Origin of the sequence: Flavobacterium sp. Arc3 (genome assembly GCF_041431375.1) — a bacterium.
Taxonomy (GTDB): domain Bacteria; phylum Bacteroidota; class Bacteroidia; order Flavobacteriales; family Flavobacteriaceae; genus Flavobacterium.
This window is the reverse complement of sequence record NZ_JASMRI010000016.1, coordinates 61,611-78,477: the sequence shown is the minus strand read 5'-3', so window position 1 is coordinate 78,477 and position 16,867 is coordinate 61,611. Positions and strand designations below refer to the sequence as shown.

The following is a 16,867-nucleotide window of genomic DNA, read 5'->3' as shown; positions in this document are numbered from 1 at the left end:
TTTTCTAAAACTTATATGTTTATGAATTTTGTTGTTCTGATTTCTTACCGAAGTCTTTTGGAAAAATTAAAAAACGAGACAGAATCAATCCGGGAAGAGTGGCTAGAAATACCCAAATAAAGAAATTTCCGTAGCCTAAATATTCTTGAATGAATCCGCTTGCCATTCCAGGAAGCATCATTCCTAATGCCATGAATCCAGTTGCAATAGAGTAATGAGAGGTTTTCGATTCGCCATCAGCCACATAAATCAAATACATCATAAAGGCGGCAAAACCAAAACCGTAACCAAATTGCTCTGCAATAACAGTAGCATAAATATAATAAACGGAGGCTGGATGAAAATGCGCTAATAGAACAAATCCAAGTATTGGCAAGTGCATCGCCAGAATCATGGGCAGCATCCATTTACCAAGACCATCTCTAGAAATTACAATTCCGCCAATGATTCCACCAATAGTTAGAGAGATTACCCCAAAAGTTCCATATATAATTCCCACGTCTTGAGTCGTTAAACCCATTCCGCCTACACCTTTGTCATCGATAAGGAAAGGGGTTAGCATTTTTAATAATTGTGACTCGCCCAAGCGGAATAATAATATAAAGGCCAGTACAAAACCAATTTGCTTTTTTTGAAAAAAACTAGCGAAGACGGCTGCAAAACTTATTTTTGGTTCTGTTGCTTTTTCTTCTTTAGTAGTTACTACTTCGGTTCTTGGTGTAGAAAAATAATTATAAATGGTCAATGTAGCCATAATCAAACCAACGATAACCATAGTATAAGACCATGCTTTTTGTTTGTCGCCATATTCTTGTTCCAGATAACCACCTATTATTACAATCAAACCATTTCCGGTAAGCATGGAAAGGCGATAGAATGTACTGCGAATTCCAAGGAAAAAAGATTGTTGTTCTTTCTCTAAAGCTAACATATAGAAACCGTCGCTGGCAACATCATTCGATGCTGATGCAAAAGCCGCTACCCAAAAAATGGCGAGACTGATTACAAAGAAATTATTCATGGGAATCGTTAATCCCACAAGTAGAAAGGCAATAGATATCACTAATTGCATGGCTAAAAACCACTTCCTCTTTGTCGCGTATAGATCAATGAATGGACTCCACAAAGGTTTTATAACCCAAGGTAGATACAATAGACTCGTGTATATCCCGATGTCTTCATTGTCAATCCCAAGGTTCTTGTACATAATAACCGAAACCGAGATAATAATAGCGTAAGGCAAGCCCGAGGCAAAGTTCAAAAAGGGTATCCAGTACCAAGGTCTATTGTCTATTTTCGTCATTTAAAGTACTTTGAATCGTTTTGGTTTCTGTTGTTTTATTTAAAAGAACTGCCTCACTTTCATTACCGTAATAATCAATGAATGTGATAGCACAAATATTATTTTTTTCTAAAAGGCTCTTCTGAATTTTGATGCTGATACTATCCTTTTGTTCCTTAAAAGCAATTTTATCAACGATTTGACTTGGATTATTAATATCAAGTTTAGAACTGTCTTTGGCACCATAAACCATTACGTAACGTATTTTACTGAGCAAAGGATAATCCATTGTAACAGTCGAAATTAAATTGTTAGTTGTAATAGTAGAAACCGTAGGCATTTCAATGTCTGTTCTTCTAGAATTAGGAACAACATAGGGAAGTGCTGGGTATCTGTATTGATTTTGCAAAAGTAAATCGGTTACCGCTTTGTTTCTGTTTACAAATGATTTGGCGCTAAAAAAAGCATTTCCCCCAATGTTTTTATAAGTTCTAGTCAAATCAATCTGATTAGGAATTTCACTTGGAATATTCCATTTTTTATCAGAATCGGTATTGATTTTATAACTTCCGTTTCCAATGTAAATAGCGGTATTTGTTGAGTTTTCAGACCACCATTTAATCAATTTTGCATAAGAAGCGGTTCTATGGTCGATACTCCAGTACAATTGTGGTAGTAGGTAGTCAATCCAGCAGTTCTCCATCCATGCCACAGGGTCAGCAAACAAGTCATCGTAATTTGTTTGTCCGGAATTCGTATCGGATCCTCTAGGATCAACAGATTTATTACGCCAAACGCCAAACGGGCTGATACCAAATTGAACCCAAGGCTTGATTTTTTTGATAGAAAAGGCACAGTATTTCACAAAATTATTCACGTTAAGACGTCTCCAATCTGGTAAATTCATTCCGCCCCCATATTTTTTAAATGATGCCGTATCATTAAAGTTTTCACCTGGTATTTTATAAGGATAGAAATAGTCGTCAAAATGTATTGCATCGATATCATAGTTTCTAACTACCTCGTCAACTACAGCAATTAAATGAGTCTGAACTTCAGGCAAGGCAGGATCGTAATAATACTTTCCGCCATATTTAATCATCCATTCCGGGTGCTTGTAATAGTCATGGGTAGGACTTAGAATATCAGTTCTTAAATCCATAGTGGCACGATAGGGGTTTAACCAGGCGTGGAATTCAAAGCCACGGTTATGAGCTTCTGTGATCATCCATTCTAATGGGTCAAAATAAGGACTAGGTGCTTGCCCTTCTTTCCCAGTCAAATATTTAGACCATGGAGCTAGTTTTGAAGGATAAAAAGCATCACCCACGCTTCTAATTTGGACAATAACAGCATTATAATTTAATTTTTTATAGGTATCTAAAATCTCTAGATAATCAGCTTTTTGTTTTTCAATAGGATCCGAACCACTTTTTGGCCAGTCAATATTTACCACAGTAGCAATCCAAACTGCTCTAAATTCGTTTTTAGGATAGCTTACTTTTTCTTGTGCATTTCCATTTGAAAAAGACAATAAAATAAAGGAAAGCAATAAGAATAGGTGCTTGGTACGGTTCATTATCGGGATGTTTTTATAGAGTTCAAAAATAGTTTTTTTAGTGATGTTTATGAGTAATATAAGTATTAAAATTTCACTTTTTTGATTATCTCAATTACTTTGCCAAAGCTATTTTTTTAAATTGGCTTAATAGCCTCATTTTAGATTAAACCAATGTGAATTAAATTATTAGGTTAGTATACTTTTCTTAAACTTTAAAAAATAATTTTTTCTTATAGAAAAACCATAGTAGTAACGACCATAGGGAAGCATAAAGTAGCGCATAAGTCAAGGAAGCTGATTTCTCATTATCAAAATTAGGGTTAATCCAAAATTGATAAGCATAGCTTAAAACTGATATTTTAGCATCGGCATTTTCAGGATTTGGAAAAGTGATCATCCCTAAAGCACGAGGAAGTATTCCTGATAGAAAAAATACAATCATTGGATTCACTCCCCATATTAAGAAAAAGAAGAATCCTTTTTTAGCCCCTTTTACTTCTGTAATATAATGTAAAACAGCTAAAATAAACAAAGCTATTCCTGCACTGTATAATACATAAGAGCTTGTCCAAAGTGACTTGTTTAACGGAAAAACGAATGACCAGAGTAATCCGGTTGTGGTCAAAACAAAGGCGATAGCAGCCATTTTTTTAATAATTTTAATTTTAGACTCATTAGTAAGTATCAGTTTCCCTATGATTAGCCCTATTAATGCTGTTGCAATGGCGGGTAGCGTACTTAATATGCCTTCAGGATCCCAAGTTTTAGTAGCGCCATACATATGTCCTTCTAACAAAAAACTATCTAGCCAAGAGGAAAGATTCGTTCCTTCATTATAATTTGCGGTTCCAATGCCGGGGACAGGAACGATGGTTAGTAAGGCCCAGTAACCAATTAATAAGGCAATCGTAATTCCTATTTGTGTTTCTAATTCTGTTTTTAGATAGATCACTGTAGCGATGAGATAAACGATACCAATGCGTTGTAAGACACCGGGTAATCTCACATCGTTAAAACTTTCAATTCCGCTGTAGGCGAGGAAAAGTAAAATAGTAAAAATAGAAACGGCTAAGAGCAGTTTGACTTTTGGATTAAAATTGCCTAATAAAGCATATCCTACAAGAATTGTTATACTTAAGCGAACGAATAGCAGCAAGATTTGATTATCACTAAAAATGAAGATTTTACTAAAGAAATTTAAAAACAAACCCAAACTAATGATTCGAAGTGTTCGTGTTATTATCTTAATAAATGTTTCTTGATTCCAAGTTTTTTTTGGCATAGCCAAAGGAATAGCAATTCCTAATACAAAAATAAAGGTGGGGAAAACCAAGTCGGTAGGAGTGCAGCCATTCCATTTTGCATGCAATAATGGAGTATATACCGCGCCCCAATTTCCGGGGTTATTGACAATAATCATCAATAAAATTGTCATTCCCCTTAAAATATCGACCGAAATTATTCTGTCATTTTTCATTACGTCTTATTTTTGAATTGCTTCATAGATTATTTTTTGAATATCTTCCCTGATTTTTTCTTTTGCCAGTGTATTTCCTGCTGCTGATACTTCAGGATAGGTTCTATTCGATAAAAAGATATAAACGATTTCATTTTCTGGATCTGCCCAAGCCATGTCTCCTGTAAAGCCAGTGTGTCCAAAACTTGATGGTGAAGCGCATTGACAAGTAGGACCATTTGCACCAAGTCTTTTATCAAAACCCAAACCTCTTTCCACGCCTTCAGAACAAAAGTAACAAGTATTGAAAGCATCAAATGTTTCTTCAGAAAAATAACGATGGTTGCCATAAGAGCCTTTTTGTAAGTACAATTGCATCATTTTAGCTACATCCATAGCGTTAGAAAAGATACCGGCATGACCAGCAACTCCACCTTGCATAGCTGCAGCCATATCATGTACATAACCTTGAATTTGCTGATGTCTAAAATAAGTATCTACTTCTGAGGGTGCAATTACGTTTTTATCAAATTTTTGTAACGGATTGTATAAGGTGTAATTCATTCCAAGCGAGTTGAAAAAATTTTCCTGACTAAGGATATCTAGTTTCTTATGGGTAATTTGTTCTAAATATTCTTTTAAAAGGATGAATGTAAAATCACTATAAACGTATTCTTTTTTGGTTGCCAATGGGGAATCAGCAATGATTTTCATGATGGTGTTTTGGTAGTCAGTTCTTAGGTATAAACTATCAGCAACTTTTATAGAGAATTTGGGATTAGGTACTTTTCGATAATAGGTTTCAGAAGGTTTGTTAGTAGCATCTAAAGTTTCTTTATAAAAAGGAATCCACGATTTCAGTCCTGCGTAATGGGATAATAAATTTTTAAAAAGAATATCCTTTTTATTTGTATTGGCAAAATAGGGGAGCATCGTTCCCAAACGAGTATCCAGAGCAACCTTTTTTTGATCGAACAATTGCATGATGTTAGGAAGTGTCGAAATCATTTTTGACAGCGAAGCCACATCGTACAAATCTGTATTTGTAACCTTAGTTGTAGTGTCATAAGTAGGGTGCCCATAGGATTTTTGAAAAACTACTTTCCCTTTTCGAGCTACAAGAACTTGCATACCAGGGGCCATTTTACCATCGATTGCTTTTTGGGCGATTGCATCAATCTTATTCAAGATCGCAGGATCCATATTCATATTCTCAGCAGCTGTAAATCCGAGTCTATTTAATTTTTCAGTTGCTAATCCATCGTTTACTGAAAAATGGTTGTTGATTGATACGGGTGTTTTTCCTTTGGCTTCAATAGCTCCAAAAAGCAATTCAGCCGAGACAACTTGGGCAATATCAGAATTCTGATACGATACTACAACACCTTCTATATTTTCGAATGTAGGGACAGTCAATAAAGTATAAGGTTTTGTAAAAACATCGAGAATTACTTTGTTTTTGGATGCAATTTGTTCCAGCCAATTTAATTCGGTTTCAGAGAATTCTTGGTTTTCCCATGCTTTATCTAGTTTATGAAAACCAATTATAACCGTACTATAATCTTTAAGTTTATCGTTTAAGCGATCAATATTAGTATCCGAAACTTCGATTACTTCAGTATATTTTTTTAATGTAGTTAAGAAAGAGCTGTTATTAGAATCTCCTAATTTTACATAAGCAATTTTTTGACTTAGGTCTTTTATAGGTAAAATGGACTCTTTATTTTGTAATACTGTAATAGCATTTTCATACAATTGGTAGTGTAAAGCGTCTTTTTTAGAAGAGTTTAAATCTTCCTGCAAATGGGTCGTATTGATTGGTTTGTAGTTATTTAAACCTGATTTGTATTTATAATGGAGTATTTTTTTTACGGAATAAGCCAAGCGATTTTCATTGATTCGATTGTCGTTATATGCCGCTTTTATTTTGGCTATAGCCAAAGGAACATTTTCTGGACAAAGTAAGATGTCATTTCCTGCGAGAAAGGCTTCTAAATCAATTTCACCTGGGCCTATAAAATTACTGGCCCCTTTCATTCCTAAAGCGTCTGTCAAAATAAGTCCTTTAAAGTTCATTTTCTTTTGGAGTAACTTGGTTACCACTTTGTATGAAAGCGAAGTAGGTCTGTTTGAAGATTCTAAACTAGGGATGTTGAGATGGCCTACCATTACCGAAGCTAAACCTTCATCAAAAAGTTGTTTATAAGGATACAATTCGACCAAATTAATTCTTCTTTTGCTAAAGCCAACAGTAGGAAGGGTTTTATGAGAATCAGTAGAAGTGTCTCCATGACCTGGAAAATGTTTCCCAGTACTAAAAACACCTTGTGATTGTTGCCCTTTCATCAAGGCAGTGGCTTTATTAGCTACATTTATTTTGCTTTCGCCAAAAGATCTATTGCCAATAATAGGATTTTTAGGGTTGGTATTGATATCGATAACGGGAGCAAAATTAAAATGGATTCCCATTCTTTTATTTTCTTCTCCCATATTTTGACCTACTTTTTCAACTAATTTCAAATCTTGAATAGCGCCTAAAGTCATGTTCCATGGATAGCGATAAGTAGAATCTAAACGCATACTTAATCCCCATTCTCCATCAATAGCAATAAACAAAGGAACTTTCGCTTTAGCCTGATAACGATTAGTTAAATTAGCTTGTCTGACTGGTCCACCTTGGAAGAAAATAATTCCGCCCACATGGTTTTCGGTTACTAATTTTTCAACAGCCTCTTGATGTGATTCGTCTTTATTAGAATACGCCGAAATCATAAATAATTGACCAATTTTTTCTTCAAGAGTCATTTTAGAATAGATGTTGTCTACCCAAATAGATTCTGAATCAGTAGTTTTAAAAAAGGTATTCCTTTTGGATTTGTTTTTCGATTTATATTTTATTGCGTTTTCTGCGGTGATTCCTTCCTTAAGTAGTCTTTTGGCTTTATAGTTGGCGCAATTAATCATTAGAAACAATACTATAATAGAGGCGCTAATTTTTAAAATTTTATTGTTCATCCGTAATTTATTTTTTTAAATAAGTATCAGTATTCCTAAAATTTTTGCAGTTCAGCTGTGTTTTTACCTGTAAGATACAAACCGATGTAGGTTACAAGTCCGTTTATTATGATTAATTCATTATCAAATACATAGCCTAAAAATAACACTTGGGAATTTTCATTAATAATATAGGTGATAACAGGGGCAAGCACGCAAATTATAGGCACTAGTTTATCGGATACTTTTTTTGTTTTTTGGAATAATCCAAAGGCATATAGACCTAGTAAAGGACCATAAGTGTAAGTTGCGACTTTAAAAATCATTGTTACAACTGAACTATCATTAATGGTGTTGAATAAGACGATGGTTACAAACAGCAGTATTGAAAAAGCCAGATGCACCAGATTTCTGTTTTTTACATTAGTCGTTTTATGACTGTTTTCTTCTTTATCCATAGCTAAGAAATCAACGCAAAAAGAAGTGGTTAAAGCAGTCAATGCAGAATCAGTAGTAGCAAATGTTGCGGCTATCAGTCCTAACAAAAACACAACAGAAGGTACTATAGACAAATGATTCAGTGCTATTTCTGGAAATAATAGATCAGTTCTTGGTTTGCCAGTGATAGCATCTAGGGGTACTGAAATTCCGTTTTTGTTTGCGTAAATATAAAGTAGTGCTCCTACACTTAAAAAGAAGATATTGATAATAACAAAAATTGCAGTGAACGTTAACATATTCTTTTGCGCTTCTTTAGTGTTCTTGCAACTTAGATTTTTTTGCATTAAATCTTGATCAAGTCCTACCATGGCTATTGTAACAAACATTCCGCCCAGTATTTGCTTGACAAAATGAAATTTATTTGTCATAAAATCATCAAAGAAAAATACTTTGGAGTAGGAGCTATCACGTACTTCTTTAAAGGCTTGAATGGCATTTAAATCGAGACTGTCACAAATAAAGTAAATAGTAAGAAATACGGAGCTTACTAAGAAAAAAGTTTGTAAAGTATCTGTTATAATAATCGTTTTTAATCCTCCTCTATACGTGTAGGAATAGATTAAAATTAATGAAATCAGGACCGTTACTGCAAATGGAATATTATAGTATTCAAATACAAATCGCTGCAGTACAATTACCACTAAATAAAGTCTAAAGGCTGAGCTTATTGTTCTACTGATTAAAAATATACTGGCTGCTGTTTTATAGCTGTAAGTACCCATCCTTTTCTCGATGTAACTATAGATTGAGGTCAGATTCATTCTATAATAAAGCGGCAGTAATAATTTTGTAATTACGATGAAGCCTATGGCATTCCCTAAAACAAACTGGAAATATTTAAATTGCTCTCCGCCTGGCGAGCCTACTTCCCCAGGAACAGATATAAATGTTACACCCGAAAGTGCTGTTCCAATCATTCCAAAAGCCACCAAATACCACTTGGAGTTTTTATTGGCTTTAAAAAAAGCTTCATTTCCGTTGTCATTTTTACTGACTTTATGGGAGATGTAGAATAAAACTCCAAAATAAATAATGATAAGAATTAGGATTGCACTTGGTGTCATTGTTGTTAAATTTTAAAGAATAAAATAGTTGTAAAGTAGTTTTTAAGTAGTGATTTAATGGTCAAATCAAACACTGTCTTAATTATTGCTAGGATAGCATTAATTTGTTAGACAGCGCTTAATAGGACCAAACCAAACCAACCTAATTAACTTTAAATAAAGGGTATAAAAGAAGCAGGGCTGCTTATTATTTTTTCATAGCTAGTAAAACTGCCCGGACACTTTGGTGCTGTTTTAAAAGTTTAGCCGCTTCCTCTTTATTTATTTTCAACTCTTCGACAATCATTTCGACCCCTCTTTTTACGAGTTTTTTGTTAGACAATTGCATGTCTATCATTTTGTTGCCGTAAATTCTTCCCAGTTTAATCATTACTGAAGTAGAAATCATATTCAGTGCTAATTTTTGGGATGTTCCCGCTTTCATTCGCGTGCTTCCAGTTAAGAATTCTGGTCCAACTATTAATTCTATTGGGAAATCTGCTATAGCAGATATTTTGCTCTTACTGTTACAGGAAATACTACCTGTAGTAATATTATTTTGTTTTGCTTTTTCGAGTCCACCAATTACGTAAGGCGTATTTCCCGAAGCGGCAATTCCAATAACCACATCTAAATCAGTTATAGAAAAAGCAGAAAGGTCTCTCCAAGCTTGATTAAAATCATCTTCAGCATTTTCAACAGCTTTACGGATTGCACTGTCGCCTCCCGCAATGATGCCAATAATCCAATCATCAGGAACTCCAAATGTAGGAGGGCATTCAGAGGCGTCGAGAATACCGATTCTACCCGAAGTTCCGGCTCCAATATAAAAAAGTCTACCTCCCAATTTCATTTTTTCCACGACCGCATCTACTAATTTCTCAATGTTTGGGATTTGTTGCTCTATAACATTGGGGACCTTTTTGTCCTCGGCATTAATGTTAGAAAGTAACTCTTTCGTACTCATCTTATCCAAATTGGCATAGAGAGATTCTTGTTCTGTATCAAGGCTGTTTTTTTTCATTTTTTTTAAGTATGATATTTAAATAGGGGCAAGGGCAGTTGTAAAATAATAGGCATATTATTTTTTTAAATTATAACCATAAATGTTTGATGGTCTTATGGATAGATTAAATAGTGTTGTCTCATTTTCTTGAAATCATTTAGATCTTTGGTCCATGTTTTTCTAATTTCATTTTCTGAATTTCCCTTTTCAATTTGTTGTTGAAGTTTTTTTGTTCCAGCTAGTTTTGTAAAAAACGCATTAAAGAATTTAGTTTTGTCGCCCGTATTTTGATACGCTTTGATAAGCCATTTAAGCTCTAGCTGAGTTACTTTTTTACTGGATGATAGATCTTCACCAAAGCATTCTTTTCCGTTATGCATTGGGTCTTTTGCACCAAAATTTGGTTTTGGAGTAAAAGTAAAATTGAAACTATTTTTATTTAAAAAAGGAGAGCCATAAATTTGAAATTGCTTTTCAGTACCTCGACCTACACTCACATTAGTACCTTCAAAAAAGCATAAACTTGGATATAGATTTATGGATTGATCGTTAGGCAAATTCGGAGATGGTTTAATGGGTAAATTATAGGACATATTATGGTTGTAGTTAGTGCAAGGGATAACAGTAAGCGTACATTGGATCCCATTTTTCAACCATTTTTCACCGTTAATCATTTTTCCGTATTCTCCAATAGTCATTCCATGAAGCAAGGGAATAGGGTGCATGCCTACGAAACTTGTAAATTCTTTTTCTAAAAGAGGACCATCAGTAATGCCTCCGTTTGGATTTGGTCTGTCAAGAATTACAAGCGGAATTCCATTTTCGGCACAAGCTTCCATGACGTAGTGTAAAGAGGAAATATAGGTATAGAAACGGGCGCCTACATCTTGTAAATCAAATACCATGATATCAATACCAGCTAATTGTTCCTTTTTTGGTTTTTTATTATCCCCATAAAGAGAAATAATTGAAAGTCCGGTTTTTGGATCTTTTCCGTCAACTACGTGTTCACCTGCATCTGCGGTACCTCGAAAGCCATGTTCAGGAGCAAAAATGGTTTGAATATTTATCTTTTTCTCCAATAGAAAATCTACTAAATGAGTTTTGTCACTAAGAATCCCCGTCTGATTAGTAACAAGTCCAATCTTTTTGTCTTTTAATAACGGAAGGTATTTCTCATAATTATCAGCTCCAGTTTTAATGCTGCTTTTTGGAGTCATTAAAAGCACATCTATTTCCTTTTTTAGAGGCATCGAATGGATGCAAATAGGTGCAATAAAAAACAAAATAAAAGTTACTTTTTTTATAAATAAGTCCATGGTAATTGAAGATTAGTCTTATGTTGTTAAAGCCAGAAATTGGTCAAGATAAAGGTAGAATAAACCACCTTAGAAGAGCTAAAGTGGTTTGTTTCCAGTAAAATTAATGGGTTATTTATTAGTGAAATAGGTCAATACAGGAATATTGACGGTAGCACTAGGTAAGCCTTTTGATAAACCTCCTACATATCCTCTACAGATAAAGGTATAGACTCTACCTTTTCGAGCAGTAAGAGTTGATTTAGCAATCACTGTCGTAGATCCTACGGCACGCAATTGAAATTCATAAGTAGTCGATTCTAAATCGGCTATTGGTGTAATTGGGATAAAAACTTCGTTACCTTTTAAGTAGCCAACTCCAGAAAAAACAACTGCGTTGCTATTAAGTTCTTTAATTGATAAGTCAAACCCTGTACTTGGTGAGTTTGCAATTACATTTATAAAACGGATATAGGCCATTGTCGGATCCTTTTCAGCTACAGATAAATCATCGTTAATTGTGTAGGCAGTATAATTAGGAGATAAACCTACTAAGAAACTAGTGTAATTCTTTTTGGCTTCAATATTAAAAGGAGAAGTAAGTAATGCAGTAGCCTCTGTAGTAGCAGTCGCTGGAATTTCTACCTTCAAATTTTTATCGCCCGAGGGAATTAATGAATAGTTTATCGCAGCTGGATAAGCACTTCCATATCCAATCCCTAGTGGTAGACCTGATGATACGTTTACACTAGTCGTTTTTACATCGTCAACGTACCAATTTGCAGTAAAATTTACTCCATCGGGACCTATTGCAGTATGCTGGAACTTGACTAGAGCAGCAGTTTCAGGAACACTTTCTTGATAGGGTGAAAAATTAGTTTCATCACCACAAGAAGAAAAGACGCCTAAAGTAAGTACAGCTAATCCTAAGTACTTCGTAATTGTTATTTTTATATTTTTCATCTGAAATTTATTTAAAATTAAAATAATTATGGTTTAGAGAACCACATTTCTTCTGTGTGATAATCAGGTTTGTCGGCTCCAATTGATTGAAGTGCGGCAAAGTTCCATACGTATTCTGAATTGTAACGAGGACGAACTCTATACGCTAATTTTCCATTGTTATCTGGTGATAATATAGGAAAAACCATTGTTTCGTACACTAAAGGATCATAATGGTATTTTCTCATATCAGTCCATGTTTCTACGTATCCATACCCAAAAAGAGCCACATATTTTTGCATCATAATGTGTTTCAAGGTAAGATTAGCAGCTGTAGGAACTACATTTGGGTTGATCAAAAAAAGTGTTTTTTGAGCTGCTGTTATTAGAGCTGCTGTTGGAGCAACAGTAGATACAACCGTATTTCTGTTCACCATATCTATACTTGCTTCTATTCCTTTTTTATAAGCAGCTAAAGCTGTTGTTTTATCTCCTTTGATAAAGGCTGCTTCAGCTTTAATGAATTGTAGTTCAGTATAAGTCATCAAAGGAAAATCGGCAGTATTTCTAAATAGGTATCTTCCAGGAGTTGACGAGTTTCCAGATATAATCGTTCCCCATAAGTTAGGAATACGCGTTGCGGCAACCGTTCCGGCAGTTGTATTCAAAGGATTTCCTCTAAAAACTCCATCTGCAGAGGGAGAAAGTACATTAGCCATACGCGGATCTGTTACTCCGGTAAATACCGTTCCATCCATAGCGTGTACAATAAAGTCTGTTTGACGAAAACTTGATAAGTTGTTTCGACTAGGTCCGAAAAAGTTAGTATCGGAGTTCGCGATACCAGAAAACGGTACATAACAATCATCATTTATACTGGATAATGATTTGTCTACATATTCTATTACCTTATCTGGGTTATAGCTTGACTTATTGCTTAAGTTATTCGCATTTCTAGCTAAAACACCATAAGCAAATTTAATCCATTTTGTTTTATCACCACTGTAGATTAAATCTCCTTTTGCGGTATAACTAACGTCAGATTTTCCATCCGTTCTTTCTAAGTCAGCAATACCTTCTTTAGCTAATCTAGCTACTTCAGCGTAGGCTTCTTCTTGAGTTCCATAATCAAATGTCAGTCTAGAAGTAAAAGCTTGGTCAAACTTGATAAGGTCAGAATGATAATCTGTAGCTACTTGCCAAGTCCATGCTCTTATTGCTTTTGATAATCCTGCGATATCATAACGTTGATTTTTATTGGCACCATCAATAGCTTGTGTAAGATTTAGTCCAATCGTATAATAAGCCATTTTCCAAATTTCTCCACCACTATCACTATTTGCACTATATCCATATAAATCCCAAATATATCCAACTGAAGAATGAGAGAAATTTTGAGTGTATTTCCCTAAAAATCGAGCGTCATACTGAATACCTAACGCCATAGAGGACTGAATACTAGGTAAAAGATAGATAGGTTCTGTCGCAGTTGGGAAACTCGGGTTAATATTTACATCTGCTATTTCATCACGATTACAAGCTGTAGATAATAAGGCTACCATTGATACAGCTATATATTTTGTTATGTTTTTCATTTTATAATTTATTAAAGTCCAAATTTAAAACCTAGATTAAAACCTCTTGGAGTAGAAAGTACTCCGTAATCAAATCCTGTACCACCAGCACCACCTGAACTTGCGTTCAAACCATTTACAGATGGATCTGCTCCTGTATAATTAGTAACCATAAAGGCATCAGTAACGGTAATATACATAGAAATGCTAGTAAAAAACTTTGTTTTGTTCAATAGTTCCGAAGGGAATTTGTAGCTCGCTGTGATGTCTCGCATTCTTAACCAGTTGATGTCTTTCTCGATAAAATCAGAGTCAACATAATTAAAATTGTAAGCCTCATTTTGATAGTAAGGTGTTACTTGAATATTGTTTTGTGTTGGTGTTGCAGTGTTTTCTAAACCGTCTTGTAAAACTCCTTTTAATACTCGAGGCGTTTCGCGATCTAACGTTTTTGTGCTTAGACCTTGAGTGTATAAATACGCTGCTGTTCCATTATAAATATCACCTCCTTTACGGATGTCTAAAAGAAAGGATAATTTAAAGTTCTTGTAATTAAAACTATTTTGAAGACCAATTACAAAATCAGGGTTTCTATCACCTACAATTGGGAACGATTGGTCTTTCAACGCTTGTCCATTAGATGGGTTAATTAAAATGTCTCCGTTGTCATTTCTCAAGTTGGTATATCCTGTGAATGTAGTCAATGAAGATCCTACTCTAGCACCACCTCTTATGTTTCCAAATAACCAAGTGTCTGATGTATAATATTCAGGTAAAGTAGGAGGTAGGTTTAATAATTCACTGTCTGTTTTTGTGAAATTGGCCATAACATCCCAACTAAAGTCATTTGTCAAAATAGGTGAACCAGTAAGGGTGATTTCAAGACCTCTGTTTTGTAGTGCACCAAAATTGAATGCAGTCAATACAAATCCCGTTCCATAACTTAAACGCATGTTGTTGATAATAGGGTTGTCTGTTTTTCTTTTGTAAACAGCAACATCTAAACCAATTCTGTCTTTAAGGAAACGCAATTCTGTACCAAGTTCTGTTGATGTATTCATCTCCGCTTGAAGATTAGGATTTGCTCCAGTCACTGAGTATCCAAAACCTCCACCAGTGGTTGATTTTGTTTCATAAGTAGGTGATATGGAATAAGGTTTAGCATCATTAGCCACTCTTGCAAACGAAGCTCTTAATTTTCCATAAGATAAAATATTACTGTTCTTTAATGCTTCTAATTCTGTGAATACAAAACTTAAAGAAGACGATGGGTAAAAGAAGGAGTTATTTGCTCGTGGTAATGTTGACGAAACATCATTTCTACCTGTTAAAGTTAAGAAAACGATTTTATCATAGTCTACAGTAAACTCACCAAAAATACCATCCACACGTCTTTTAATAATTCTTTCTTGTGAACGCTGTGTTAATGGATCTGTATTATTGATATTCATTACGTCTGATTCGTAGTATTTTTCACCTTTTGTAGAAAGAATCTTATAATTGTTCTCTAATCGAGCTACACCTACACGAAGTAGACCATTGAATTTTCCAATTGATTTTTTAGCGGTACCAAATCCTAAATAGTTATAATTGTTAGACTGATCTGTATACTGTTCAAAATAACCTCCAGTAGAAATTCCTGTACCACTACCTATTCCGAATGCGCTTCTTGCTGATTCTGGATGTACTGATTTGAATCCTTGAGTTGAGTTGGCGTCAATACCAAAACGTCCTGTAAAACTTAACCACGATAATGGATCATAAGTTAAAGAGACATTAGTTAGAATACGATTGTTTTTATCGTTTCCTCTATTTTTATTTACTTCAAAAAACGGATTATCTACTTCAGTATCATTTGACCCATCAGTAATTTTGCGTCGGCTACCATCTGAATTTAGATAGTTAGTTACGTCCTCATTAGCAGGGTAGCTTAATAGACTTAATAAAAATCCACCAGCACCTTTAGATGTTTTATCTGTTTCAGACTTGATGTAAGAGAAAGTAGCTTCCGACTTTAATTTACTCGATAGTTTTGCAGTTCCGCTTAAAGATAGATTCAATCGATTATAAGCTGAATTTGGAACAACACCAGTTTGCTCTAAATTAGACATAGACAAACGATAAGTCAATTGTTCTGTTCCGGCATCAAAAGTTAGGGAGTTTGTTTTCTTAATCCCTGTCTCAAAGAAGTTGTTGATGTTGTCATATAGTTGAGTTCCTTCTGGATATTTTTCTCCAAAATGCCTGCGATAATTATCATTTGTTATACCATTTGAACCTCTTTGATATACTCTTTGAGTTTCAGGAAATCTATAAACATCATCTAATCTAATATCTGTTGAATATGTGAATGAACCTTTTCCGTTTTTTCCTTTTTTAGTAGTAATGATTATAGCTCCATTTCCTGCCTCGATACCATATAATGCTGCTGCTTCTGGTCCTTTTAATACAGTAACTGATGCAATATCATCAGGGTTAATATCTGCACCACGATTGGTGTAATCAGTATCTCTATTAGGACCATTTGATATTAATAATCCTTGATCTAGCGTAGAGTTACTAATAGGTAAACCATCAACAATAAACAAAGGTGAGTTATTTCCACTCATGGAGTTTACCCCTCTAAGTTGGATTGCTGCCGAAGCACCAGGAGCACCAGATGTACTGGTAACAGTCAAACCGGCAATTCTTCCTTGCAAAGCATTGATAAAATTTTCTCTTTGAGTATCGGCAATTTCGTCACCTTTTACTCCTTGAGTAGCATAACCTAAAGATGCTTTTGGTCGGTTAATACCAAAAGCTCCTGTTACAGTAACTTCTTTTAGTGTTTCAGCACCTTCACTCAGGGTAAGATTTAATTTTGATCCTGTTACTTTTAATTCTTTGGTTTCAAAACCAATATAACTAAAGACAAGTGCGTCAGTAGACGATGCATTAATCGTGTAGTTACCATCTAAATCAGTGATACTACTTTTGGTAGTACCTTTAATAAGAACTGTAACTCCCGGAATCGGAATCCCATCGGCTTTGTTTTTTACAGTTCCAGTTATTGTTTTTGTTTGTGCAAATGTGGTTTGAACAAACAAAAACAATAATGAAATCAGGAATAATTTTTTCATAATTATTTGGTTTATGTTATGGTTATTAAACAAATATATTTATTTTTTGCATATAAATGCAATATGTTTCCGTTTATTTTCGATTTTAAGG

General features: G+C 34.5%; 10 protein-coding genes. All 10 read right to left on the bottom strand.

Annotated elements, in window-relative coordinates:
- Positions 1–19: 19 nt before the first annotated feature.
- Positions 20–1,303, bottom strand: coding sequence for an MFS transporter (locus QO200_RS12705; protein ID WP_371540781.1), 1,284 nt, complete (start codon positions 1,301–1,303; stop codon positions 20–22).
- Positions 1,284–2,861 (bottom strand): glycoside hydrolase family 10 protein, encoded by a 1,578-nt coding sequence (locus QO200_RS12700; RefSeq protein ID WP_371540779.1) that lies wholly within the window; start codon positions 2,859–2,861, stop codon positions 1,284–1,286. Before QO200_RS12700 ends, QO200_RS12705 begins: the two co-directional genes overlap by 20 nt.
- A gap of 187 nt (positions 2,862–3,048) precedes the next feature.
- On the bottom strand, positions 3,049–4,320 hold the full coding sequence (locus tag QO200_RS12695) for an acyltransferase family protein (RefSeq protein ID WP_371540776.1): 1,272 nt from the start codon (positions 4,318–4,320) through the stop codon (positions 3,049–3,051).
- Positions 4,321–4,326: 6 nt separating this feature from the next.
- Positions 4,327–7,314 carry a glycoside hydrolase family 3 N-terminal domain-containing protein gene (locus QO200_RS12690; protein WP_371540773.1) on the bottom strand — a complete coding sequence of 996 codons (2,988 nt, stop codon included), beginning with the start codon at positions 7,312–7,314 and terminating at the stop codon, positions 4,327–4,329.
- 35 nt (positions 7,315–7,349) lie between these two features.
- Positions 7,350–8,858 (bottom strand): sodium:solute symporter, encoded by a 1,509-nt coding sequence (locus tag QO200_RS12685; protein ID WP_371540771.1) that lies wholly within the window; start codon positions 8,856–8,858, stop codon positions 7,350–7,352.
- A 187-nt stretch (positions 8,859–9,045) separates the two neighbouring features.
- Positions 9,046–9,861: an N-acetylmuramic acid 6-phosphate etherase gene (murQ, locus tag QO200_RS12680; protein ID WP_371540768.1), complete on the bottom strand. Its 816-nt coding sequence runs from the start codon at positions 9,859–9,861 to the stop codon at positions 9,046–9,048.
- Positions 9,862–9,956: 95 nt separating this feature from the next.
- On the bottom strand, positions 9,957–11,096 hold the full coding sequence (locus QO200_RS12675) for an exo-beta-N-acetylmuramidase NamZ domain-containing protein (RefSeq protein WP_371540833.1): 1,140 nt from the start codon (positions 11,094–11,096) through the stop codon (positions 9,957–9,959).
- A gap of 177 nt (positions 11,097–11,273) precedes the next feature.
- Positions 11,274–12,104: a DUF4397 domain-containing protein gene (locus QO200_RS12670; protein ID WP_371540765.1), complete on the bottom strand. Its 831-nt coding sequence runs from the start codon at positions 12,102–12,104 to the stop codon at positions 11,274–11,276.
- Between the two features lie 26 nt (positions 12,105–12,130).
- Entirely contained in the window at positions 12,131–13,678 is a 1,548-nt protein-coding gene (locus QO200_RS12665; RefSeq protein WP_371540762.1) for a SusD/RagB family nutrient-binding outer membrane lipoprotein, read from the bottom strand.
- Between the two features lie 11 nt (positions 13,679–13,689).
- The gene (locus QO200_RS12660) at positions 13,690–16,776 is read right to left on the bottom strand and encodes a SusC/RagA family TonB-linked outer membrane protein (protein ID WP_371540760.1); all 3,087 of its coding nucleotides are present in this window, start codon (positions 16,774–16,776) and stop codon (positions 13,690–13,692) included.
- Positions 16,777–16,867: the final 91 nt, after the last annotated feature.